The sequence below is a fragment of the Nocardia sichangensis genome (assembly GCF_047200615.1).
Classification (GTDB): domain Bacteria; phylum Actinomycetota; class Actinomycetes; order Mycobacteriales; family Mycobacteriaceae; genus Nocardia; species Nocardia sichangensis.
The window spans coordinates 1-24,144 of sequence record NZ_JBJZOK010000002.1; the positions used below are offsets into that span (position 1 = coordinate 1).

15 protein-coding genes are annotated in these 24,144 nt (G+C 63.6%); 12 read left to right on the forward strand and 3 right to left on the reverse strand.

Annotation, left to right across the window (positions count from 1 at the left end; translation table 11 throughout):
* The coding region (locus ACL03I_RS02480) for a helix-turn-helix domain-containing protein (RefSeq protein WP_412805061.1) at positions 1-366 on the reverse strand (366 nt) is incomplete at its 3' end.
* 986 nt (positions 367-1,352) lie between these two features.
* On the opposite strand from ACL03I_RS02480, the gene ACL03I_RS02485 reads away from it, so the two are divergent.
* From ACL03I_RS02485 to drmB, 6 genes are all read left to right on the forward strand, one after another.
* Positions 1,353-1,655, forward strand: coding sequence for a hypothetical protein (locus tag ACL03I_RS02485; protein ID WP_412805062.1), 303 nt, complete (start codon positions 1,353-1,355; stop codon positions 1,653-1,655).
* A gap of 692 nt (positions 1,656-2,347) precedes the next feature.
* On the forward strand, positions 2,348-3,493 hold the full coding sequence (locus ACL03I_RS02490) for a DNA cytosine methyltransferase (RefSeq protein ID WP_412805063.1): 1,146 nt from the start codon (positions 2,348-2,350) through the stop codon (positions 3,491-3,493).
* A 500-nt stretch (positions 3,494-3,993) separates the two neighbouring features.
* A complete protein-coding gene (locus tag ACL03I_RS02495) occupies positions 3,994-8,724 on the forward strand; it encodes a sacsin N-terminal ATP-binding-like domain-containing protein (RefSeq protein WP_412805064.1) in 4,731 nt (1,576 codons plus the stop codon).
* The gene (locus ACL03I_RS02500) at positions 8,721-10,238 is read left to right on the forward strand and encodes an NERD domain-containing protein (RefSeq protein WP_412805065.1); all 1,518 of its coding nucleotides are present in this window, start codon (positions 8,721-8,723) and stop codon (positions 10,236-10,238) included. Before ACL03I_RS02495 ends, ACL03I_RS02500 begins: the two co-directional genes overlap by 4 nt.
* Positions 10,235-13,402 (forward strand): helicase-related protein, encoded by a 3,168-nt coding sequence (locus ACL03I_RS02505; protein ID WP_412805066.1) that lies wholly within the window; start codon positions 10,235-10,237, stop codon positions 13,400-13,402. Before ACL03I_RS02500 ends, ACL03I_RS02505 begins: the two co-directional genes overlap by 4 nt.
* The gene (gene drmB, locus ACL03I_RS02510; RefSeq protein WP_412805067.1) at positions 13,389-15,200 is read left to right on the forward strand and encodes a DrmB family protein; all 1,812 of its coding nucleotides are present in this window, start codon (positions 13,389-13,391) and stop codon (positions 15,198-15,200) included. The genes ACL03I_RS02505 and drmB overlap by 14 nt, the downstream gene beginning before the upstream one ends.
* A 219-nt stretch (positions 15,201-15,419) precedes the next feature.
* Here the strand turns inward: drmB and ACL03I_RS02515 are convergent, their stop codons facing one another.
* Positions 15,420-16,439: a Gfo/Idh/MocA family protein gene (locus ACL03I_RS02515; protein WP_412805068.1), complete on the reverse strand. Its 1,020-nt coding sequence runs from the start codon at positions 16,437-16,439 to the stop codon at positions 15,420-15,422.
* Between the two features lie 56 nt (positions 16,440-16,495).
* The gene (locus tag ACL03I_RS02520; RefSeq protein ID WP_355080602.1) at positions 16,496-17,497 is read right to left on the reverse strand and encodes a LacI family DNA-binding transcriptional regulator; all 1,002 of its coding nucleotides are present in this window, start codon (positions 17,495-17,497) and stop codon (positions 16,496-16,498) included.
* A gap of 254 nt (positions 17,498-17,751) precedes the next feature.
* Between ACL03I_RS02520 and ACL03I_RS02525 the strand changes: the two genes are divergently transcribed.
* From ACL03I_RS02525 to ACL03I_RS02550, 6 genes are all read left to right on the forward strand, one after another.
* Positions 17,752-18,648, forward strand: coding sequence for a TIM barrel protein (locus tag ACL03I_RS02525; protein ID WP_412805069.1), 897 nt, complete (start codon positions 17,752-17,754; stop codon positions 18,646-18,648).
* Positions 18,649-18,659: 11 nt separating this feature from the next.
* The gene (locus ACL03I_RS02530; RefSeq protein WP_412805070.1) at positions 18,660-19,667 is read left to right on the forward strand and encodes a sugar ABC transporter substrate-binding protein; all 1,008 of its coding nucleotides are present in this window, start codon (positions 18,660-18,662) and stop codon (positions 19,665-19,667) included.
* A gap of 10 nt (positions 19,668-19,677) precedes the next feature.
* Complete coding sequence (locus ACL03I_RS02535) at positions 19,678-20,721, forward strand: ABC transporter permease (protein ID WP_397275483.1); 1,044 nt, start codon at positions 19,678-19,680, stop codon at positions 20,719-20,721.
* On the forward strand, positions 20,718-21,500 hold the full coding sequence (locus tag ACL03I_RS02540; protein ID WP_412805071.1) for an ATP-binding cassette domain-containing protein: 783 nt from the start codon (positions 20,718-20,720) through the stop codon (positions 21,498-21,500). Before ACL03I_RS02535 ends, ACL03I_RS02540 begins: the two co-directional genes overlap by 4 nt.
* A 16-nt stretch (positions 21,501-21,516) precedes the next feature.
* Positions 21,517-22,455, forward strand: coding sequence for a 5-dehydro-2-deoxygluconokinase (gene iolC, locus ACL03I_RS02545; protein ID WP_412805072.1), 939 nt, complete (start codon positions 21,517-21,519; stop codon positions 22,453-22,455).
* 634 nt (positions 22,456-23,089) lie between these two features.
* Complete coding sequence (locus tag ACL03I_RS02550; protein WP_355080592.1) at positions 23,090-23,983, forward strand: Cgl0159 family (beta/alpha)8-fold protein; 894 nt, start codon at positions 23,090-23,092, stop codon at positions 23,981-23,983.
* Positions 23,984-24,144 lie beyond the last annotated feature (161 nt).

Below are 24,144 nucleotides of genomic sequence, written 5' to 3' on the forward strand. Positions count from 1 at the left end.
TAGCATTCCGAATTCGCGTCGCTTCACAATGTCCTCGACTTCCGGCGCGCTATCGCGACCATCCCTGACCAGGCTATCGCTCGCTATGCCGACGAAGCGCTGGTGAACCAGCGGCACCGTGGCCTCGTGTACGGAGTTGATCTCGGCGCGGAAACGGGCACGCTGCTCATCAGTGAGACGGGCAAGCTCGGTGTCCAACGCTTCAGCCGACTCATTCCGCACCGGCTTCGCGTGGGTTGCGCGCTCCCACTTCCGAATTGTCGCCGTCGTGAAGCCCACCTTCTCGGCGAACTGCTCCTGCGTCATCCGCAGGGCCGCCAAGCGAAGCGCTTTGACCTCCACCTTTGTCCACTTGCAGACGATCATGCTCACCCCCTGTTGCCCCTGCAAAAGCCTGTTGGCGCAAGCGTATTACTTCTGTGCAAGTCCTGTGGCTGGGATCGCATGCCTGCCCTGGCGAAGCTGGAAGCGGCCCCGCCGCCGGGTTGAAATCGGACCCTCACCGACTCCCCGGCGGCGGGTGCATGCCACGTTGAACCAGACGGAGGGACACCCGAATGAGTTCGCCGAAGGACATCAAGGACACCCCGTTGTCGGTGTGCCACTTCTACCGGAATGTGTGTGGCCTACCCGCTGAGGTAGATCCGCCGCACACGGGCCGGATCGTGATCCGCACCGGCGTCGTATGCGGGTTGATGATGCCGGCATTTCTTGGTTCTGAGGTCAAGGCGCGGATGCGGTGCCACGGTCCAGAGGTCGGCCCGATTCTGACTCACCCGCGTTCGCAGCGGTGGACAATCCTGGTGAGTGCGGATCTTCCGGACGAGATAGGGCTGTTCGCGGAGATGTCGCGCTTGCAGGTCTCCATTATCCGTGGCGGAGGAATCATCGCTCTGCCTGGCCCGGGCCAGCGACCTGGTCTGTTCCGTGCGTGGGTACAGCCGCCGAGCGGTCCGTTTCGGCCGTCCGGACGTGCCGTTGTCAGTGCGATTCGGGAGAGTGTCGCGCAGGCGAGCAAGCGGAGGGGACTGGTGCACCATGTCCGATGACGCGCACGGATGCGGCCCGGAATGCGAACCATGGATCACCGCGACGCATTGTGGCGTGACGAAGAGCGATCAAGTGACTGGTGAACTTCTCGCGGTGCGCTGTCCGTCGAAGAACTGCACTGATGTCGTTGTGCCGCTCGCCGCAGGCCGGATTGCGCCACATGTCGCCACGGCCGGTGCGGCGCGCGGTCGGTGCCCATGGACCGGCATTCGCGTGGTCGACGACCGCGCCCAGGTCCACAGCGAGATCGTTGAACCACGTCCGACCGAAGCGCTCACTCCAGACGACAGGTGGTCCGGAGTATGAACTACGACGTCCCCGCAGAGGCGGAAATCGACGTGCTCACGGACGTGCTGACCGCACTTGGCAACGCCACCAGGACAGCAGTCGGCCGCAGACTCAGCGAGGCCGATCGTGTCCGCTTGTTCGCCGTGGTTCTGTACGAGTTGATTGTCAGCGCGCGCAGTGTCGCCGGCCCGGACGCCGGACGGCTGTACGCCGCGCCGATCCTCGACCCGATTATCGAAGGTCCCGCGTTCGCCGATGAGGTGTCGCCGTTGGACCTGCTGATACCAGCTCTGCTGGCCCTTCGGGCTCCGCCTTAACGGCTGTCGCTGAGGATCATTGCGGAACATGTCCAGCAGCGACCCGGTGCCTCCCTGACTCATGGACGCTCCATCCAGATGTCGTCGTACTACGGGCAGGCAGGCCTGAATGATCGAATACACGTGCTACACGGATTGCTAATTCTTCGATCGAGTTCGTTCGCCCGCAGACAGCACACCGACAACCGCGCGATCTCTACAAGCTCTTCGTCCAGTGCTTCGAAGACGACGATCCGAGCCAGTTCCCAGAGGAGCCTTCGTAGTTGAAGCTTCCTACGTAGTGGTTTTCGCCGCGGCAGGGATCGCACACAAGGAACGCACGCATTGGCGGCTCACGCCGGGTTGTGGTTCGGTGCTGTGATCAACAATCGCAAAGGCTGGCTTGGTCTGACAGAGACTGCTACCGTCCGGCGGAAGGATCCGATCCTTCAGGTACGAGTCCTGCTAGTTCGTCAGCGATAGCGGCGCTGTTGATGTAGATCAGCCATGTCTCCTGAGGATGCTTGAGTCTCTGGACCCTTCGTAGATGCTTGGTAGGAGTCGGCGAGACAGCGCCAGATCGCAAGCGCGACGCCGCCCACGCCATCTAGTAGCTATTCCTCAACAGTGAGTGGCTCGCACGATGGCCGTCAGTAAGATCATCAGTCATGCTAGAACAGCCAGACGTCCTCACACGCCCGAACGAGGTCGATATGGTCGACCTGTTCGCTGGACCCGGGGGCCTGGATGTGCCTGCGCGGTGGCTAGGTCTGAAGGTGTACGGGCTCGAGTGGGATGCGGACGCCTGCGCGACACGAAGGGCTGCTGGCTTCAACCATCGTGTTCACGATGTACGGGATTTCGGTCCGGCATCGGTTCCTGAAGCCTCAATTCTTGCCGCTGGGCCGCCGTGCCAGACCTTTACCGTGGCGGGCTCCGGTGCGGGCCGTCGTGCTTTGAAGACAGTACTCAGTTTCGTCGAACGGATGGGCGCTGGGGAAGCCAACCTCCGATTGGAACTGAGCAGGCTCGATGACGATAGAACGGCTCTCGTCCTCGAACCTCTTCGCTGGGCGCTAGAGGCCGGATCAGCTGGCAGCCCATATCGAACCATTGTGCTCGAACAGGTTCCGGCGGTGCTGCCGGTGTGGAAATCCATGGGGAAGGTGTTGAAGGAGAGACTCGGGTACCGAGTTGCCCACAAAGTGCTGCATACCGAGATGTTCGGTGTCCCACAGACACGGCGTCGTGCCGTGCTCATCGCGTCGCTGGATATCGAACCCTGTATGCCTGAGCCGACACACAGGATTTATCGGAAGGCGGGTCTTCGGGCCAGCGACGACCATCGACTTCCTGTCTGGAAGACTATGGGACAGGCCCTGCCCGCTCGAGGCGATGACTTCGAAGTTATCTCCAACTACGGCACGGGGGGAAACCCAAGACTACGGGGTGTCCGCACGTCCAGACAGCCCTCAGCCACTGTGACTGGGAAAATATCCAGGAACAGGGTTATCTCTGCAAGCGGTGAAAGTCGCTTCAGCGATGCAGAGGCGGGACGGCTTCAGAGCTTCCCTGAGGACTACCCGTGGTCTGGCGGCGGTATTGCACAGCAGATCGGCAACGCGGTGCCGCCCATCTTCGGGCTGCATGTGTTGTCCGCAGCGCTAGGGCTGCAGGTGACACGGGAACAGGCGGAAGAGGCCTTCGAACTGTCGTGGACATCGGTTCGTCGACGAGATGAACTCGGTGAACCAGCGGTGCTAGCCGGAGTTCGAGCTGTCGGTCCACATGCGCGCCAGAAGTGGCGGCCGCAGGCGGAGTCTGCACAGGAGCCGACGGGACTCGTTCTGTTCGGTTAACCCGACCTCATTCGTCACCACTCTGCGACCCAAAGTTCGCGCAGGTAACCTGCTCAGCGGCTCAGTCGGCACCACCGATCTACGCGATAGCTTGCATCCCATCGCTTGATTGGGCATATGGTTTATCCACAACCGGGGGGCACCAAACCTCCCTTCACCGACCTTGTTTCGTGGGGAGTGCGGGTGATCCATCTCATCGGCGTTCGATACGTTGCGGACACGTTCCTGCCTTTCGCCGCTCTGTGCGACAGCCAGCGGTCCGATCCGCGGGGGCGGCCTCCCTGCGCCCTATCTCGTGTCTGCCCGGATGTGCCACCGGATCCGTTCGTCAACCTCCCTTCGGTCTCGACCTCCGTGATGTATCGGCAATCGGCAGCACAGCTGTCGGCTGAACTCTGTAACGCCACACGATGGTGCACGCGATCTGTCGTCGGCGGCACGACGGAGTAGCCGGATTCCGCGCAGCCCAACAGAATCGAAGAACCGACATGGTCAGTAGGATGGCATTGAATCAGACAGCGGCGAACTCGTGGAGCCCGGATCCGGGCCTGGTCCAGGACGTCAGAGACCAGTTTGACCGCGCAATCGCTGCGTACCAGGCGAACCCACACCTTGTCATCGAACATGCCAATCACGAAGAGTCGATTCGGGTTGGTGGCTACGCGAATCGAACGCTGCTCGAACTCGTGCAGAACGCGGCTGACGCGATGGCGGGCGTGGTAGCTGACGGATCGGATGTGGCGGGCAAACGGGTGGAAATCATTCTAGACCTCCAGAACTCGGCCCTGTACTGCGCGAATGCGGGTAGACCGTTTTCAAAGGCCGGGTTGACCGCGATCTCACACGCGCATCTGAGCGCGAAACGTGGAGACGAAATCGGCCGGTTTGGTCTCGGTTTCAAGTCGGTCCTCGCTGTCACTCGCGCCCCTCAGGTGTTCAGTCGGTCGGTTTCCTTCGAGTTCAACTCCGAGGTGGCAAACGCTGCGATCGCGACTGTGCGATCTGGTGCAATACGTTACCCGATCCTGCGGACGGCAACCTTGCTGGACGCGCAGAGACAATTCGCGGCGGACCCGGTGCTCGCCGAACTTGCTCAGTGGGCGACCACCATCGTGAAACTGCCGCACGCTGTAAATCTCGACAAGTTGCGGAAGGAGATTGAGGGATTTTCTTCCGAGTTTCTCCTTTTTGTCAGTTCTGTCCGTGAAGTCCAGCTCCGAACGATCGGTGCCGAGGGATTCGAGACGACACATACGTCTCGAGACATGGGTGACGGAGTCCTTAAGATCGAACGACCGGACGGTACCGGCGAAGAGTGGATTGTGCAGGACAGGATGCACCGGCCCTCCAAAGCTGCCAGGCAAGAAGTGGGAGAGGCAGTTTCACGGGAAAGAGTTAAGGTTACTGTCGCCGTCCCCGCTAGAAACTCGCGTCAGCGTGTCGGAAGGTTCTGGTCGTACTTTCCGTTGCAGGATGCCACGTCGGCCTCCGGTCTGTTCAATGCGCCTTGGAGCGTCAATGACGATCGCACTACATTATTGAGAAACGCTTACAATCGAGAAATCCTCCAGACGATGAGCGAGATGTTTGCCGAACTCGTCACCCGTGTCCGGACCCCGGAGGATCCTGCATCGCATTTCGACTACCTGCCTGCTCGTGGTAGGGAGGAAAAATCCTTCGGCGACTCGGTGCTGTGCTCGATTATACCGCAACTATCGGTTACCATTCCGATGATTCCAGACGCCGAGGGCGTGCGCCGCTATCCGAACGAGTTGCGTGCACTTGACTTGGCGGTTAAACAGGAGCCGGAATTCGCGCAGTGGCACCACCGATGGAGTGACTCGCCGAACACAGGAACGGATGTGCCGCACTGGCGTTGCTATACCACGCAGCAACGCTTCACTCGACTGCGCACCTTGCTAGTTCAAGGAGTTGGTTCCGACATCATCGATGACGAGAGTCGAGACCTCAAGAAGGCGTTGGCACTGGTTCCTAGGCGAGGAATGTTGTCCTGGCTTCGGGAATGGGCTGAAGGGAACGACCTCAATTCTGCTGTCGATGCGCTACGGTTCGCGATCCGGTTCAACCACGCCGACGCCAAGGTGGTTCCTACCACCGTCGGATTTCGCGCGATTTCGGACAGTGCGATGGTTTTTCTGGAAGCCGAGGAAGACCTGGAGATCGAGGGCGCCGCCTTCGTTTCGCCGGAGTTTCTTCGACTGAACGGTGTGCGGGATCTTCTCTTGAAGGCCGGCTTCCGGAACCTTGATCCGCTTGCGATCCTCCGAGCCAGGGTCGGTCAGTTGTCGACGTCGGCCACCAACGAGGAACTCATGCGTCTTTGGGATGCTGTCGATTGTGTGTCGGCGTCAGACGCGGTCAAGGTGCTGGCGTCGGACGGGCGTCGGGTCATCAAGGTACCAACCCGCGACGGTGGATGGGCCTGGCCTCGGCAAACTTTCGATATCGATGCGGATCTCGGCCCCCAGTATGCGAGCTTCATGCTCGACCGCAAGAGATGCATGCCGAATGTGGCGCACTCTCTGGGAGTCGTGACCGGGCCTCAGAGGAAGTATTCGATCGATGACGAACCGCTGAAACACGAGTACGAGCAGTGGGTTCTTCAGTCCATTAACGAAATCCTGGGGCTTGGCGATCGGCCGGTCGAGCGGATCAGTCTCTATCCACGCAATGGCGGATCACCGGGGCCGTTCTCGATGTTGTTCATGCTGCGAGAGGCGGGCGTGCCGGATGCTACTCGGGTACGGTGGACGTACAGCCTGCTCAGTCACGGCGACGCTGTGTGGGATTGCGAAGATCAGGACTCCGGGCACTCGTACGAAGTGACCTCCCCCGCATTATGGGCCGCCCAGCAAGCAGGTGTCGCGAAGACATCGCTCGGTATCCGCAGATTAGACGAGGTAGTCGCCTCTTCACTGGTGCGGTATCAGTTCGTCCTGCCCTTATTCGACGGACCACGGCCGGTTGCCGATCTCCTTGCCTTGGCGGATACTCTTGAGGCTGTCGCGCCGGACATTCTTGAGGCGGCCTTGGCGTACGAGCAGCTTCGACCCGATATCAGCGACGCTGTGCTGGCAGAATTCATCACGTCGGCGACCCGCATCGTGTATGCGGACGATCGACCCCCGGCAATTCCTGCCCGGGTAGGCCGAGGAATCGAACCACGACCGCCGACATCGGTTTTCATCGCGACGACTGATGAACAACGGAATTTCCTGGCCGATCGACACCGGCCCTATCTGTATGCGACGGCCGAGATGGCAGAGGAACTCGTTGAGGAAGTCGGGTGCCTCCGATTCGAGGACACCTTCGATTTCTCGATGCACTTCGAAGGTCAGCAGTCGACAGAGCAGATCCTGGATGTGTTCGCAGGGCTTCGAGGTCGTCCCGCCGCTGGGAAGCTCGTGACGGCGACTGTCACACGTGCAATGCGCATCGTCAAGCGGGTGACCACGACTGATGGTGTCGAAGACCAATCCCAAGACTGGCACCTGACGGACTCGGATTTATACGTGCAATCCGATATTGATGAACGTGAGCTGTTGAGAGTCGTCAACGAGGCGTTCCAGCTCGGCTTCAACAATGCCGAGCTGGACGGGGTTCGACGGGCTGGGGTCGACCACCGGCTCGAGAGGCTGCGTCAGCAGGCGCGCGCAGCCTGCAGTGATGTCGAACGCATCGAGATCTACTTTGGTGAGGATGATCTCCGTGACGAACTCCCAAAGGGGCTGTGGAAGGCGCTAGAAGCACAGCGTTTGGTCGACTCGTCGACTTCGGTGGCTCAACTGTGCTTCACAGTCTACGGAACCGACACGATCAGGAGGTTGGCCGAAGCCTTCCGACGTGAGGGTTTCCCCGATGTGCCGAAGGCATGGGTAGGAAGTAGCGCAACGATCTCCTGGCTACACAAGATGGGGTTCGGACCCGAATACGCCGGTCGTTCATCGAGGCGTGAGGAGGCCGAGTTCGTTGTCCCTGGGGCGACGCGACTGACTTCGCTGCACGACTTCCAGCGTGATATCCGGGTGAAGCTTCGTGATGTGCTTACCAAGAAGGACGACAAAGGTTATTGCCTTAAGGCGATGGTTGAATTACCGACGGGATCCGGAAAGACCCGCGTGGCAACACAGACCATCCTCGAGCTTTTCCGCGACGACGAGATGCACGGCACGATCCTGTGGATCGCGCAGTCACAGGAGCTGTGCGAACAAGCGGTACAGACTTGGAGCTTAGTGTGGCGTGGTCTCGGCGACGAGCGTCCGTTGACCATTGCTCGACTCTGGGACAGCAATGAGGTGCACGAGCCCGACACCGAATTCAGTGTTGTCGTGGCGACCGACGCCCAGCTCGACAATGTACTTGGCCGGTCGGACTATCACTGGCTCCGCAACCCGGCAGCTGTGGTCGTGGATGAGGGGCACCGTGCCGGGGATTCCGAACGATACACTCGAATTCTTGAGTGGTTGGGCGTCGCGGGACGCGGTCACGAACGTCCGCTCATCGGGCTGTCAGCGACCCCGTTCAAAGGCAACTCCGATGGCGCGTCGGAACGATTAGCAGCGCGCTTCGGAAATACGATTCTTCGTGCCTTTGAGCGTGACGCCTACCGGCGGCTCGCCGAGAAGAGGATTCTCGCGCGCGTGGAGCACGAGGTGCTCGCCACCGGTCACGCCGTGAAGATGGACGCCGACGAGTTGCGGCACGCTGCTGTGTTCAGATCGATTAAACCCAGTGTCTTGGACAAGATCGGAAGCGATACCAAGCGTATGGAGACCCTGGTCGAGCACATCATGCGGACCTACCGCGAGGGGTCGGTGTTGGTATTCATGCCGAGCATTCTGTCCTCGCAGGTACTCGCTGCCATTCTATCGTATCGCGGTCTCGTCGCCGAATCCGTAAGCGGCGATACCGGTAGACAGAGAAGGCGGGAGATCATCCAACGCTTCAAGGACCGCAAGATTGATGTCTTGACCAACTGCGACCTGTTAGTGCAGGGATTCGACGCACCCGGAGTCCGGACGCTGTACATCGCCCGTCCGACGTTCAGTCCCAACGCTTATATCCAGATGGCTGGTCGGGGTCTTCGTGGACCGGAGAATCAGGGAAGCGAGGTGTGTCGAATCGTGGATCTGGAGGATAACTTCGGTGATACAAACGACTTCCTCGGATTCCGCAAGTATGCCGATCTGTGGGAGGAGTACCGCATATGATCATCGTCCCCGGCCTCGTGGAGATCGAGCGAAGCTCCGCGAGTGAGGCAGAGAAGAGGATCGCGCGGATTCTCAAGAAAATAGCTGGTCCTGAGGACTCTGTCGCGTTCCATTCCGTGAGGCTACGTTCGCACGCCCGCAAGCAACAGGCCGAGGCCGACTTCGTCATCCTCTGGAAGGGGCTCGTTGTGGTCGTCGAAGTCAAGGGAGGTGGCGTTGGTAAGCATCACGGCTCCTGGTGGTCAGTGGACCGCCGGGGCGAGTGGCACCGACTTAAGGAATCGCCGATGTCGCAGGCGCAGTCCGCGATGTTCGCTCTTCGCGACATTCTGCAGCAGGACGGGGTTGGCTGGTTCGCGCACGAGGCAATCGTCATAACGCCAGACACCGACGTGCCACCGCGCTCGATCGAGTGGAAGTCGACGCATTGGTTGGCGAAGGATCACACCACCACTGCCAGCTTGACCGAGGCCCTTGACGCTCTCCTCGCCGACGCTCGGGTCGAGCCGAACAGGGCGAAGAGAGCGCCGATGAAGAAGTTAATGGAAAGGCTGTTCGGCGAGTTCACGCGGATGCCGGTCATCGATGCCCAGCGCGGAGCAGTGCTCGAAGAGCAGAACAAGGCGACCGAGGAGCAAGCCAGAATTCTGGCCTCGTTGGCGCGAAACAAGCGCATGCTCGTCTTCGGAGGAGCAGGGACCGGGAAGTCCCTCGTGCTCGCAGAAGCGGCGAAAGTAGAAGCGGATGCGGGTCGGTCGGTGCTGATCACCTTCCATTCGCCCGGATTAGTCAATCTGTTCGACCCGCTCGTTGCGGGTAGGCAGATCGATGTCGTTCCCTTTGATCGGCTCACCACCGAGCGAGCCTACGATGCCGTCCTCGTCGACGAGGCGCAAGACCTGATGACGGCGGAGGCGATGGATCTGCTCGACAAAGTGATTGCCGGCGGGCGGTCAGGGGGCCGGTGGCGTCTTTTTTTGGATCCAAACAATCAGGCACACGTCGACGGCGGTTTCGACCGAGATGTCTACGACCTGGTCGCCGATGAGGCACCAGCGTTCGACCTGAACCGCAACGTCCGTAACACCAAGGCGATCGTTAGTGCGGTGCAGGGATATCTAGGTGCCGACGTCGGGGATCCGGGCATCGTCCACGGCGAGAAGATTCAATGGCACTGGACCGAGGCCGCGGATGTGGACGGAGCGACCGACGTGGCTCGCACCCTGGTAGGGAACGGCATAGCGCGCAAGGAGATCTGGATCATCTCGGTGACGGCCCGGGCACCATTCGACACTACAGAGGACGGGTACGCAGTCAGGACTCCGAAGCAGGTGAAGGGCTTCGAAGTCGAGCACGTGATCGTGTGTGATCTCCCCGATGAGTTCAACGATGCCTCGATCGCCGCGTTCTACGTGTCACTTACGCGGGCGCGTGTCTCGTTGCATGTCGTGGCGACGAGTGCCGACAAACGCAGATTGCAAAATCTAGCCCAACAGCGGGGAGGCTTTCGATGACCCTGACGATCGCTCAGCGAGACGTGCTGAAGCACCTCCGGGCTGCCTACCTCGGTCCCGAGGGCGGTCCGGACGAGGTGTTGTTCAATCGCCCCAGTCTGCAGTACTCGGTCGGGATGTTGTTTCCTGCACCTGCGGAGGGAGTTCGGGCAAATCCTCCTCGTACCCCGGATGAAATCGAGTTGGACGCAATGGTTCCGATGGGGGAGATCGAAGAGTCGGACGCGGGCGTTCCGCTCGCCGAGGATTGGCGACCATCCTCGGTCGCGCTCTCGTTCGTCACTGACCAACCAACCGTCGTGTGTCGTGTGGCGGGTGGAACCTATGCGTCTCTCGAAGGCGATGGACCACCGCGATGGGTGCGCACACCGTTCGAGTTCGCTGACGTGAAACTCAGGCGTGTGAAGACCTCGCAGACCCTTTTGGCCAGTGGGGTACCATTCGAGATCGGCTCGCTGTGGCGGCCTTTCGGTGACGCTTTTCTGGTCACCGTGCACATCCGTCTTCAAACAATCTCCACGGAGGATGACAAGCTCGACATCCTCAGGATGTTGTTCCAGATCGAACTTGAGGTCTCCGCGGCGCCGGGAGGCCGAATCCTGGAATACTACTCATCGAGTGCCTTCGATCTAGATGAAGAGGCGGCGGAACTGCGTCTCCGATTTCGGAACCGGAAGGTCTATGCCGTCGGACACGGCATGGCCGCGGAGTGGGCCTTCGACAACGGGCATTGCTCGAAGGTGTTCCTCGACCCGGTGCCGTCCTTTGTCATCCCGCAGGTCGAGACGACCGGATTTGCGGTGGACTCCCCCGAGGCCAATGCCTTGCGTCTGAAGGAATTGGCACTGCTGGACACCGAACCGCTCCGAGTCCTGTCGTCGCTTGATGCCTTCGTGGCCGCCTTCGCTAGCTGGGTTTCCACCCAGGAAGTCCGCGCAGAGACCTTCATCGAACACCGGGCGGCCGCCCGCAGAATTGTAGACCGCGCTGCTACTGCGGTCAGTCGCATGAAGCAGGGAGTCGATCTGCTTCGCGATTCGGAGAACGCTACATTGCGACAGGCATTCTCCCTGGGAATGGCGGCCATGCGCCTACAGATGGCGAAGACGGCCGTGAATCGTGACGGCTCGGCTTCGGAACCTGCCTGGCGTCCGTTTCAGCTGGGCTTTCTGCTAGTGTCCCTGGCCTCGTCGGTCGATGAAACTCAAGAGGATCGCGAAGTGGTCGATCTGATCTGGTTTCCGACCGGGGGTGGCAAAACCGAAGCTTATCTCGGTCTCGCGGCCATCGAGATCTTCCGCCGCCGCTTGGTGCACGGTATCGACGGAGGTGGTACGGCGGTTATCACCCGATACACGCTACGTCTTCTGACTGCTCAGCAGTTTCAGCGCGCTGCGGCACTCATTTGCGCCATGGAGATTCTCCGGAAGTGTGACCCGCGGACGAAAGGAATGGCACAGTTCTCCATCGGTCTGTGGGTCGGCAACGAGGTCACGCCCGCAACGCTCGTTGAAGCCAAGGCAGCCGTAGAGCGAATGTATCGAGCCGCTCGCCCGGACGAGGCCAATAGCTTTCAGGTGGAGAGCTGCCCATGGTGTTGGAATCCGCTAGTACCGCAGGAGCGATCCGCCGATCGCAGCAGATACGGTGTCAAACTCGTTGGCAAGGATGTTGTCCTGTACTGCACAGATGCAGCATGCGAGTTTCATCACGAGTTGCCGCTGTCAGTAGTCGATGATGTGATTTACGAGAACCCACCGACGATTCTCCTCGCAACTGTCGATAAGTTCGCACGCTTACAGTTCAAACCGGAAGCAGGACGGTTGCTCGGGCTCAACACCGGTTACCGGCAGCCGTCGATGATCATCCAGGACGAACTGCACCTGCTGTCCGGCCCGCTGGGGACGACCGTGGCGGTGTTCGACGCGGTGATCCAACAACTGTTGTCCACGAATGGAAGCACTCCGAAGATCATCGCGTCGACCGCGACGATTCGCGCTTCGGACGAGCAGATCGCCGGGCTGTACGGCCGCACGGTGCACCTGTACCCGCCATCTGGCTTGGATGATGACAACACGTTCTTCTCCCGGCCAGTCAAGTCAGGAGAAGGGCGCCTGTACGTCGGTCTGATGCCCCAATCGGTGTCGCAGGCATCTGCGCTGGTCGCCAGTACCGCGCCGCTGATCGAGATCCCGGAAGTGGTCACCGGCAACGGCGCCGGGGGGATCTCCCTCGATGCCTATTGGACGCTGGTGATGTACCACAACAGCTTGCGTGAGCTGGGTCGCTCAGGAACGCTTGTCGTGGATGACGTCAACGGGCGCTTGGAGACCCGCGCCGCACGCCTGGATATCCCGCTGCGGCCTATTCGAGCTGGCAAGGTGTTGGAGCTGACGAGCCGTCGCGGGCCGGAGGAACTCCCGAACGATCTTCGTGAACTGCGGTTGTCCGCGGACACCACGGGAGAAGCTATCGATGTCGTGCTGTCCTCTAACATGCTATCTGTCGGCATTGACATTCCACGTCTAGCGTTGATGCTGATGGTTGGACAACCCAAGACAACTGCGGAGTACATCCAGGCGACGAGTCGGGTGGGTCGTGGCAAGAACAACGGAATCGTGGTCACCCTGTTCCGCTCGAATCGTGCAAGGGATCGATCACATTTCGAAAATTTTCGTGGCTATCACGAAGCGCTGTACCGGAGCGTCGAGCCGACCAGCGTCACGCCTTGGTCGTTGGCGTCGCGTGACAGGTCGCTCGCCGGGGCCCTCGTTGCGCTTATACGCCAGAGCATTTCGATGCTGTCCGAGAACACGTCCGCGATTTTCTTCGACCTAGAGAACGAGGACTTGCGGCTGAGAGTAAATCACGTCATCGACAAGTTTCTCGGCTTCGTCAACCGCTCAGATCCAGCCGAGACGGATGAAACGAGGGAAGAGATCGGTCGACTCCTACGGGAATGGGACGAGCGAGCTCGTGCGGCACGCCAGGGGAACGGGTCGTTGCGCTATGACTGGCCCAGCACGAGCGAGCCATCACTGTTGAGGCGTTTCGGACAGTACGGGCCGGGCTGGTTGGTCGGCGACTCGATGCGGTCAGTGGAAACTAACGTCGCTGTCGAAGTGCGAGAGCCGAATGAGGAGGTCGATCATGGATCGTATTAAACATGACTTGCGCCTTTCTGAGACGATCACACCGTTCGGTGTGGGCGCTGTAGTGGATATTCGGGGTGAGTCACTCGCTGCGTCGGACGCGTCGTGGTGGGATCGAAGCCGATCGCCCGAGATCCGGTGTGATCGGCTGCTGACCCGGCTGGGCCGGGGGGAGCTCCGTCAACCGCCGTCGCATGCCGGTCGCAGTGCTAAAGACACTGCGGCACTGATGTATTGGCGCTTTCCCGCTTGGCGCTTCTGCGAGCGGTGCACTAGGCTCTCCAAGCTCTCCGGCAAGTCTAAAGGCCGGTGGAGCAACGCATGTGGTTGCGGTGGATTCTTGGTACCGATGCGCTATATCGCTGTGTGCCAGGGTGGCAGTCACATGCAGGACATCAACTGGTTCCAATGGGCCCACCGTGGGACAGACGAGGGTGTCACCGAGGAAGTCCGGTTCTGCCGTGCGTACGCCGAGCTGCGTTTCGTGCGCTCCGCCAAGCATGGTGAAGGCCTGGCATCGCTACGGGTCAGCTGTAGCAAGTGCAAGCGATCTCGGCCGCTGACCGAACTCGTCGGGCCCCAGTCCCTTCGCCGTGACGGCATCAAGTGCGAAGGTCGGCAGCCCTGGGAGGTGCGTGACTCTGCAACTCAGCCCTGTGATCATCCGCTGATCGCTGTGCAGCGCGGTGCGACCGGGAACTACATCGCGGAGCGTGTCTCGGCCCTCGACATTCCGGACGACCAGCCCAGGTCCAGCGGGATAGCGGAGAAGGTACGCAAACACGACTTCTTCAGCCGATTGGAAGCCGATAACGGTGGTCCGCAGTCGGAGATGATCGCGAGTTGGATCGCCGCTGACCTCGGGATCACAGCCGAGGAGGTACTCGCTGTTCTCGGTGGCGACGGGGGTGGCGATGAATCAATTCTGCTCGACCTGAAAGATGGTGAATGGGCAGCCTTCCTACGCAAACTCGCGCATCGTCGAGATCGAAGCGACAGCAACTTTGTGGTCGATGGTCGGAAACTTGATCGAGGCACGTCGGACATCGGTTCACTGATCGACAGAGTGTCCGGGGTGGGCCAGGTTCGGAGAGTGCGGGAGGTCCGGGCGCTCCGTGGATTCAGACGTCAAAGTGCCCAGGCGTCGTTCATTCCTGCGGATATCGGGCCGGACCAGCATCGTCGTCCGATCTTTCCTGCCATCGAACTGTTCGGGGAGGGCATCTTCATCCGATTCGCCGAGGAGCGCCTTGCAGAATGGGAGTCGCAACAGGAAGTTCAAGCCCGTGCTCGGGTGCTGGTCGACCGGCGGCGTGATTCGGGATGGGCTAGTCGTCTGGACGATCCCGAGCCCCGCTACATTGCTCTCCACACGATCGCCCACCTCCTGATCAGGCGGCTCGCGTTCCAAAGTGGTTACTCATCGGCTTCATTGCAGGAACGAATCTATGCGAACTCGAATCGAGCAGATCCCACGGCCGGGATATTGATCTTCACCGTAGCGGGTGACGCTCAGGGCACGTTAGGAGGATTGGTGCGGCTCGGTGAGCCGCAGCGTCTCGTCTCTCTTTTCCTCGCCGCGCTGGACGACGCCGCAATCTGCTCGAACGATCCGGTCTGTATCGAGAGCGACCGGCAGGGGGCCAGTCGGCTGAACCTGGCGGCGTGCCATGGATGCTCTCTGGTCAGTGAGACGTCCTGTGAAGCGGGCAACCGGCTGCTGGATCGACAACTCGTCCTCGGTGGGAGCAAAGCTCCAGGGTTCCTGGAAGCGGTTCTTCCCGAGCTGAGAAGCGTCCTCGCCCACTGATGTCTCGGCGATTCGTTCGCCGTAGATCTGGGGCTAGTACCGTTAACCCGTGGTGTCTTTCGCAGTGGCGCGACAGGGGCGAGGCGCCTACTTGACCAGTAGCTGCTCGAAGTAGCCGAGCAATAAGACCAACTCAGTGCCTTATTGCGGAACCAACTGTCCAGACACGGCAATGGGTCGCCCCATCGTGTGGTCGTTGAGTGCTGAGCCATGTACCGGTCACCGCCGGACTTCGACGACGTTCACCGCCCGTCCCTCGCGCCGCGACAACTCACACGCCTCGGCGACATAGAACACTTCGAGCGCATCCGCCGGAGTGCAGGGATTGTCGACCCGTCCGGTCGCAACCTCGATGAACGCCGCCAGCTCCTCCGCATACGCCGGACGGAACCGTTCCATGAACCCGGCATAGGGAGGATTGGGGGAGGGATTGTGATCGGGTTCGACGGAAGTCAGCGGCGACCGGTCATCCAATCCGACAATGGCATTCCCGCTGGACCCCAACGCCTCCAGCCGAACGTCATACCCGGCCCCGTTGTATCGGGTCAGCGATACGGTGGCCAGCGTCCCATCATCCAGACGCAGCACCACCGCCGCCGTGTCGACGTCATCCGCTTCGGCGAAGAACGCCGCGCCCCGGTTCGCCCCGAGCGCATACACCTCGACGATCTCCCGCCCCGTCACCCACCGAATGATGTCGAAATCATGCACCCCGCAGTCGCGGAAGATCCCACCCGACCGCGGAATGTACTCGGCGGGCGGCGGGGCCGGATCGAGTGTGGTCGCCCGCAAGGTATGCAGCCACCCCAGCTTGCCGGAGCGGATCGCTTCGCGCGCCGCCCGATAACCGGCGTCGAACCGCCGTTGGAAGCCGATCTGGACGGGAACCGAGGAGTTGCGGGTGTGGTCGATGACGGCGAGCGTGCCGGTGATGTCGGCCGCCACGGGCTTCTCGCAGAAGACGGGGATCCCCGCGTCGACCGCGCGGATGATGAGGTCCGGGTGGGAGTCGGTGGCGGTGGCGATGATCAGGCCGTCGAGGTCGGCGGCGAAGAGGGTGTCGAGGTCGGGGGCGAATTCGACGCCGAGGACGGCGGCGGTGGTGCGGGCGCGGTCGGCGTCGGCGTCGGCTACCAGGACGGTGGCGACGTTCGGGAGCTTCTTCAGGGTCTCGGCGTGCGAGGTTCCGATGCGGCCGGTTCCGGCGAGGCCCAGCGTGACGGGTCGGTGAGGTGACATCGGCTCTCCTTATATATGGACGCGACGTGTGTCGGCGGGCCTCCGGGCCCGGTGGTTCAGCGTGGGGCGGCTGTGGTGGAGCGGACGACGAGTGACGGTTCCACCCGGCGGCGCGCTGGGGTGGTGCGGCCGTCGCGGAGGCGTTCGGTGAGCGCGTCGATCGCTAGGCGGCCCATCTGGATGCGGGGCTGGTCGATGGTGGTCAGCGCGACGTGACGCAGCGCGGCAAGCGAGGTGTTGTCGTAGCCGACCACAGAGACGTCCTCTGGCACCCGCAGGCCCGCTTCCTCCAGCGCGGACATCGCCCCCACGGCGTTGAAGTCGTTGCCGCAGACCAGTGCGGTGGGGAAGTTGTCGTGGGAGAACAGGTTCAGCAGTTTGCGCACCGCGGCCATGCCCGCGGAGTCGGTGTGCTCGCTCGGCACGACCATCGGTTCCAGGCCGTGGCGCTGCATGGCGGCGCGGTAGCCCTTGCGGCGTGGGGCCGAGGTGAAAGCGCCGCCGCCGTCGAGGTGCACGATGCGCCGATGTCCGAGCATGACCAGGTGGTCGACGGCCAATCCGGTGCCGACCTCGCCGTTGTCGTTGACCGTGTCGATCTCGGTGACGGTGGACGTGCGGGATACCAGCACCAGCGGAGCCTGCTGCGCCGCTGCGCGAATGGCGGCGGCGGGCAGGATCGGCGACAGCAGGATGATGCCCCCGGGACGGAAGGAGAGCAGGCTCTCCAGCGCGGTGCGCTCGCGGGCGGCGGTGCGTCTGCCGGTGTTGAGGATCAGTTCGAGGCCGGCGGCCTGGGCGGCGGCGTCCATGCCTTCGACGACGTCGGCGAAGAAGGCGTTGCGCAGGTCGGAGACCATGACGCCGACGATGTTGGAGGTCCGGCTGGCCAGCGAGCGCGCCATGATGTGCGGTTGGTAGCCGAGGTCTTTCGCCGCGTCGAGCACGGCGCGGCGACGGTGCTCGCTGACCTTCGGGGAGTTGCGCATGACCAGCGAGACGAGGGCGCGGGAGACGCCGGCGCGGGCGGCGACATCTTCCATGGTCGGTCGTGCCATGTCGCCTCCGTTCCGCGTTCGCAGGCCTTTTCGGCTCGGACGATACAAGCTCCGCGCGGGCTGATCAATAGAGCGCTCTAATCGGACTTCACGAGTGGCGTATCGGTTCGGGCGAGGCGCTCACAGCCGAATATCGCCTGGTAATTGCGTTTTGGCGGCGCGCTGACGACTCTTGACACGCTATGACCTGCGTTACATAGTTGGAGCGCTCCAATAGAGCGGTTCACCTCGACGTCGAAGGTCGGAGAGCACCGATGACCGAATCCCTCTACCCGCTGCGCATCGCGGCCGCGCCGATCTCCTGGGGAGTATGCGAGGTCCCCGGTTGGGGCCACATGCTCGACGCGCACACCGTCTTGGCGGAGATGGCCGCACTCGGCCTGACCGCGACGGAACTCGGTCCTCCCGGCTATCTGCCACGCGACCCAGGTGAGCTGCGCCGGTTGCTGGAGACCTTCGGACTCACCGCCGTCGGCGGATTCCTCGCCGCCGTGCTGCACCGCGACCGGCAGGACGCCGTCGCCCGCGCCGAGGACACCGCCGCCCAGCTGGCCGCCGCGGGCGCTGAAGTCCTCGTCCTCGCCGCCGCGACCGGATTCGACGGGTACGACGCGCGCCCGCAACTGGACGGCTCCGAGTGGAGCGCCTTGGTCGACACGGCCACCGCGATCCGGGACGTCGCCGCCGCGCACGGCCTGCGCACGGTGCTGCACCCGCATGTCGGCACCCATGTGGAGAGCGCGGCCGAGGTCGAGCGGTTCCTCGCCGATTCCGATCTCGACATCTGCCTGGACACCGGGCATCTGCTCATCGGCGGCACCGACCCGGTCCGGCTCGCGCGACGGCACGCGGAGCGGATCGGGCACATCCATCTCAAAGACGTGCGCGGCGCGCTGGCCGATCAGGTCCGTGCCGGAAAGCTGGACTACAGCTCGGCCGTGTGCCGTGGGCTGTATGTGCCGCTGGGCGAGGGCGAGGTCGACATCGCGGCACTTGTGCACACCGCGCGGGCCGCGGGCTACCGGGGCTGGTACGTGCTGGAGCAGGACACCGCGCTGCGGCCGGGCGAGTCGGCGCGGCAGGCGAGCGACGACACCGGGCGCAGCCTGCGCCACCTCGCGGACATCGCGCTCGCCGCCGCGGGAATCTGAAGGAAGCGACGATGTCTCCGACACCACAGCGCTGCCTCACCGCGAGAGGGCGGCGTTCGAGCCGCCTGCTGCCGTGGATCGCCACGGCCGCGCTCCTGGCCGCGTGCACCGGCCCCGGCGCCGACGCGCCCGCGCCCTCGCAAACACCGATGGCCGCTGGGACGGTGGAATCCATCGCGGTGGTGACCCACGGCAGCCCTGGCGACGCGTTCTGGAATGTGGTCAAGAACGGCGCGGAAGCGGCGGGCAAGGACCTCGGAATCCGGGTGGAGTACAACGCCTCCGGTGATCCCGGCCAGCAGGCGAAGCTGATCGACAACGCGGTGGCGCAGGGCGTCGACGGGCTCGTCGTCTCCATGGCCAATCCCGAGGCGCTGCGGCCGTCGGTGGAAAAGGCTGTCGCAAAGGGCATTCCGGTTGTGACCATCAATTCGGGCGAGTCCGAGAGCGCGAAGTTCGGCGCGTTCGTCCATGTGGGACAAAGCGAATCGCTGGCCGGGCAGGCCGCGGGCAGACGGCTCGCCGAGGCGCGGCGCACCAAAATGCTGTGCGTCATCCACGAAGCGGGCAATATCGGCGCGAACGAGCGCTGCGCGGGCGCGACCAAGGCCTTCGGCAATGCCACCACGCTCCAGGTGGACATCAACAATCCCACCGACGCGCAATCACGGATCAAAGGAGCGCTGGAGGCCGACCGCTCCATCGACGCGGTTCTGACGTTGAACTCGCAAGTCGCCGCGCGAGCCGTGGACGCGGTGCGGGAAGCCGGTTCGGCCGCGACCGTCGCCACCTTCGACCTGAATTCCGATGTGGTGGAAGCGATCCGGGCCGGGAAGCTGCTGTTCGCGGTGGATCAGCAACAGTACGAGCAAGGCTATCTGCCGATCGTGCTGCTGAAGCTGTACCGGACGAATCTGAACACCGCCGGAGGCGGCGCTCCGGTGCAGACCGGACCCGGTTTCGTCGACAAGAGCAATGTGGACGCCGTCGCCGCGCTCGTCGCGCAGGGCACGCGATGAGGTGGATGAAATGACCGTTGCCACAAAGACACCCGACCGGACCCAGGACACGGGCCGCTCACCGCTGCAACGCCTGGCCGTGCGGCCGGAGATCGGCGCGGCGCTGGGGGCGCTGCTGGTGTTCGTCTTCTTCTCCGTCATCACCGACCGGTTCCTGAGTCCGCTCGGCGTCGCGACCTGGCTGGACGACGCCTCCACGCTGGGCATCATGGCGGTGGCCGTGGCCCTGCTGATGATCGGCGGCGAGTTCGACTTGTCGGCGGGCGTGATGACCGCCTCCACGGCGTTGGTCACCGCCCTGCTCGCGGTGCACGCCGGCTGGAACGTGTGGTTCGCGCTGCTCGCTTCGCTGGTGTTCGCGCTGGTCGTCGGCGCGTTCAACGGCTGGGTGGTGATGCGGACCGGCCTGCCCAGCTTCATCGTCACCCTGGGTACGTTCCTCGCCCTTCAGGGCCTGAATCTCGGCGTGACACGGCTGGTCACCGACACGGTGCAAGTATCGGGGGTGCGCGGCGCGGACGGCTACCAGTCGGCGGGCTGGGTGTTCGCCTCGACACTCGATATCGGGGAAGCGCACCTCCAGGCGTCGGTGGTCTGGTGGGTCGTGCTCACCGCGATCGCCGCGATAGTTCTGGTCCGCACGAGGTTCGGCAACTGGATCTTCGCCGTCGGCGGCGCGCTGCCCAGCGCCCGCGCGGTGGGCGTGCCCGCGGATCGCACCAAGATCCTGCTGTTCATGGGCACGGCGTTCGCCGGCTGGGTGGTCGGCTCCTGCAACATCCTGCGGTTCGCGAGCGTGCAGGCCAACCAGGGCGTCGGGCTGGAGCTGCACTACATCATCGCCGCCGTCGTCGGCGGGTGTCTGCTCACCGGTGGCTTCGGTTCGGCGGTGGGGGCTGCGATCGGCGCGCTGATCTTCGGCATGGCGCGCCAAGGCATCGTGTTCGCGCGCTGGGACAGCGACTGGTTCATGCTGTTCCTCGGTGTGCTGCTGCTGGCTGCGGTGCTGGTCAACAACCGATTCCAGAAACGAGCCGAAAGGGTGCGCCGATGACTTCCCTCATCGAGGCCGTCGACCTCGGCAAGAGCTACGGCGGCGTGGTCGCCCTGCGCGAGGTGTCGACGGTGGTGAACGCGGGCGAGGTGACCTGCGTGCTCGGCGACAACGGCGCGGGCAAATCCACGCTGATCAAGATCCTTGCCGGAGTGCACCGGCACGGCCGAGGCGAACTGCGCGTCGAGGGCGAATCGGTGCGGTTCGCCTCACCGCGCGAGGCGTTGGATCGCGGCATCGCCACGGTGTACCAGGATCTCGCGGTGGTGCCGTTGATGAGCGTGTGGCGCAACTTCGTGCTGGGCTCGGAGCCGACGTTCGGATTCGGCCCATTCCGGCTGCTGGACCGCAAGAAAGGCTGCGCGATCGCGCGAACGGCGTTGGCGGATATGGGTATCGAAATCCGCGACATGGAACAGCCTGTCGGCACGCTGTCGGGTGGGCAGCGGCAGTGCGTCGCCATCGCGCGGGCCGTGCACTACGGCGCGAAGGTGCTGATTCTCGACGAGCCGACCGCCGCGTTGGGCGTGAAGCAGGCGGGGGTGGTGTTGCAGTACGTCGTGCGGGCACGCGAACGCGGGCTCGGCGTCGTGCTCATCACGCACAACCCGCACCACGCCTATCCGGTCGGTGACCGATTCCTGCTGCTGAAGCGGGGCGCGATGCTCGGCTCGTACGAGAAATCGGAGATCGACCTGCCGGAACTGACCCGCCAGATGGCGGGCGGGGCGGAACTGGAGGCGTTGCAGCACGAACTGCGACGCGTGGTGACGCCGTGAACGAGGAGGCGAATTCGTGACCGAGCTGGAGGCGTTGACCATCGGCCGGGTCGGGGTGGACCTGTATCCCGAACAAAGCGGCGTCGCCTTGGCACAGGTGCGCAGCTTCTCGAAATTCTTGGGCGGCACCGCGACCAACGTCGCCGTGGCCGCCGCCCGGCTCGGTCGCCGTACGGCGGTGCTGACCAAGGTGGGCCCCGACGGCTTCGGCGACTTCGTGCGCACGGCGCTGGAGGACTTCGGCGTCTCGTCCCGTTATGTGACGACCGCGCCGGACCTCCAGACGCCCGTGGTCTTCTGCGAGCTCACGCCGCCGTCCGATCCGCCACTGCTGTTCTACCGCGCGCCGATCGCGCCGGACCTGACCATCACTCCGGACGAAGTGCCCTGGGAAGTCGTGGATGCCGTGCCCCTGCTGTGGGTCACCGGCACCGGAGTGAGCGCGGAGCCGGGGCGCGGCACGCAGCGGGACATACTGCTGCGGCGTGCACGACGCGGGCATACGGTGCTCGACCTGGACTACCGGCCGATGTTCTGGCCGGATGTCGAGACCGCGCGGACCGAGATCGGGTGGATGGTCGACCACGTGAACGTAGTGGTCGGCAACCGTGCCGAGGTAGAGATGGCGGTGGGCACCGCTGACCCGCACGCGGCGGCCGATCGGTTGCTCGCCCGTGGAGTGCGCCTCGCGGTGATCAAGCAAGGCGGCAACGGCGTGCTGGTGGCCACCGGCGAGGAACGTTGGACGGTGCCGCCGTGCCGCGTGGACGTGGTGTGCGGGCTCGGCGCGGGCGACGGATTCGGCGGGGCGCTGATCCACGGACTGCTCTCGGACTGGGACCCGCGCCGCATCGCCACCTACGCCAACGCGGCGGGCGCCCTGGTCGCCGCGCGTCTGGTCTGCGCCGACGCGATGCCCACGGGCGCGGAGATCGAGGAACTGCTGTGCGGCTGAGTCGCGTGGGCGGGTTAAGGAGCTGTCGTGCCGGTGGCCGACGGCTCTGGGGCGAGTCACTGCGCGTGTGTGCGACGGATGCCCGTCGGGACGGAGCGCAGCTACGGGCTCCGGCAGCTCGGTGGCCCGCGAAGCGGAAGTGCCGCAATCCGATCCATGGTCTGCTTTCGGATCGGCCTCGCGTGCACCGACACCAACGCCGACACGATGGGCGCATCGGCCGCTTCTTGCCCGGCGTGCGGCGGATGCGATGGCACACGGACGCGGAGATCGAGCATCTGCCAGGCAGCCGCACCGAATGGGGAGCGGCCGTGTTGTGGAGCCGGGCTGGAATTCCGGGGCAGCCGCACCGAATGGGGAGCGGCCGTGTTGTGGAGCCGGGCTGGAATTCCGGGGCAGCCGCACCGAATGGGGAGCGGCCGTGTTGTGGAGCCGGGCTGGAATTCCGGGCCGGCCGCACCGAATGGGGGAGCAGCTGTGTGGTCGAGCCGGGCCGGAAATCAGGGGCAGCCGGACCGATGGAGACTCAGCTGTGCGGTTGAGCTGGGCCGGCAATCGAGAAGCGGCGCGCGGACCGATCTGTGCTCAGCCGCGGACCGCGGCTGAGCACTGAGTGCGGGAAGGAGTAACTGTCATGCATGTGACCGACGAACGCTGGCGTGAGTTACTGCACGTGCGCGCGACGGACCCCGCCGCGGTCGAACGGGCCTACGCCGAACGAGTACGCCGCGCCGACTTGTTGGCGGGCAAGCAGACCTTGTTCCTCGTCGCCGCCGACCACCCGGCCCGCGGGGCGCTGGGCGTCGGCGCGGATCGCACGGCCATGGCGGATCGGCGCGCGTTGCTGGAACGGCTGCTGATCGCGCTGGCCGACCCGGATGTCGACGGCGTGCTCGGCTCGCCGGACGTGGTCGAGGAACTGTTGCTGCTGGACGCGCTGGACGACAAGGTCGTGATCGGTTCGATGAACCGCGGTGGGCTGGCGGGCGCGGAGTGGGAGATCGACGACCGCTTCACCGGATACGACGCGGACTCCATCGCGCGGTTCCGGCTCGACGGCGGCAAAATGCTGCTGCGCCTGGTCGACTCCGACGCGGGCACCGTGCCGACGCTGCAAGCTTGCGCGGAGGCGGTCTCGGAGCTAGCGGCGCACGAGCTGATGGCGATGGTCGAGCCGCTTCCGTATCACCGGGACGGCTCCGATGCGCTGGTGATGAGCAAGGACGCGGTCTCGCTGTCGCGGGCGATCACGGTGGCCTCCGGACTCGGCGTCACCTCGGCCTACACCTGGCTGAAGATCCCTGCACCGCAGGATATTTCGGTACTGGACGCCACCACACTGCCGGTTCTCGTGCTGGGCGGTGCACCGTCCGGAGATCCGGCGGTGGATCGAGCGCTGTGGGGCGGGGCGCTCGGCCACGACGTTGTTCGCGGTCTCGTCGTCGGCCGCACCCTGCTGTACCCACCGGACGGCGACGTCGCCAGGGCGGTCGAAACCGCCGCCCGCTTGCTGAAAGAAGCCCGATGAGGCGGGACAGCATCCGGGTACCGGCCTCGCGATGTGCCACAGACGGCGGCGATCGCTCACCGACAGAGCCGATCCGAGCGGTTCCCGTCGTTCCTGCCGTGTACAGCACGGGCACAGTCTCCGACCACTGGCACGGTCGTCGGCGAAGGGGTCGGCCGAAT

Coding starts and splice junctions, on each gene's coding strand:
- ACL03I_RS02485 (WP_412805062.1), top strand. CDS start 1,353: ATGAACTACGACGTCCCCGCAGAGGCGGAAATCGACGTGCTCACGGAC.
- ACL03I_RS02490 (WP_412805063.1), top strand. CDS start 2,348: ATGGTCGACCTGTTCGCTGGACCCGGGGGCCTGGATGTGCCTGCGCGG.
- ACL03I_RS02495 (WP_412805064.1), top strand. CDS start 3,994: ATGGCATTGAATCAGACAGCGGCGAACTCGTGGAGCCCGGATCCGGGC.
- ACL03I_RS02500 (WP_412805065.1), top strand. CDS start 8,721: ATGATCATCGTCCCCGGCCTCGTGGAGATCGAGCGAAGCTCCGCGAGT.
- ACL03I_RS02505 (WP_412805066.1), top strand. CDS start 10,235: ATGACCCTGACGATCGCTCAGCGAGACGTGCTGAAGCACCTCCGGGCT.
- drmB (WP_412805067.1), top strand. CDS start 13,389: ATGGATCGTATTAAACATGACTTGCGCCTTTCTGAGACGATCACACCG.
- ACL03I_RS02515 (WP_412805068.1), bottom strand. CDS start 16,439: ATGTCACCTCACCGACCCGTCACGCTGGGCCTCGCCGGAACCGGCCGC.
- ACL03I_RS02520 (WP_355080602.1), bottom strand. CDS start 17,497: ATGGCACGACCGACCATGGAAGATGTCGCCGCCCGCGCCGGCGTCTCC.
- ACL03I_RS02525 (WP_412805069.1), top strand. CDS start 17,752: ATGACCGAATCCCTCTACCCGCTGCGCATCGCGGCCGCGCCGATCTCC.
- ACL03I_RS02530 (WP_412805070.1), top strand. CDS start 18,660: ATGTCTCCGACACCACAGCGCTGCCTCACCGCGAGAGGGCGGCGTTCG.
- ACL03I_RS02535 (WP_397275483.1), top strand. CDS start 19,678: ATGACCGTTGCCACAAAGACACCCGACCGGACCCAGGACACGGGCCGC.
- ACL03I_RS02540 (WP_412805071.1), top strand. CDS start 20,718: ATGACTTCCCTCATCGAGGCCGTCGACCTCGGCAAGAGCTACGGCGGC.
- ACL03I_RS02550 (WP_355080592.1), top strand. CDS start 23,090: ATGCATGTGACCGACGAACGCTGGCGTGAGTTACTGCACGTGCGCGCG.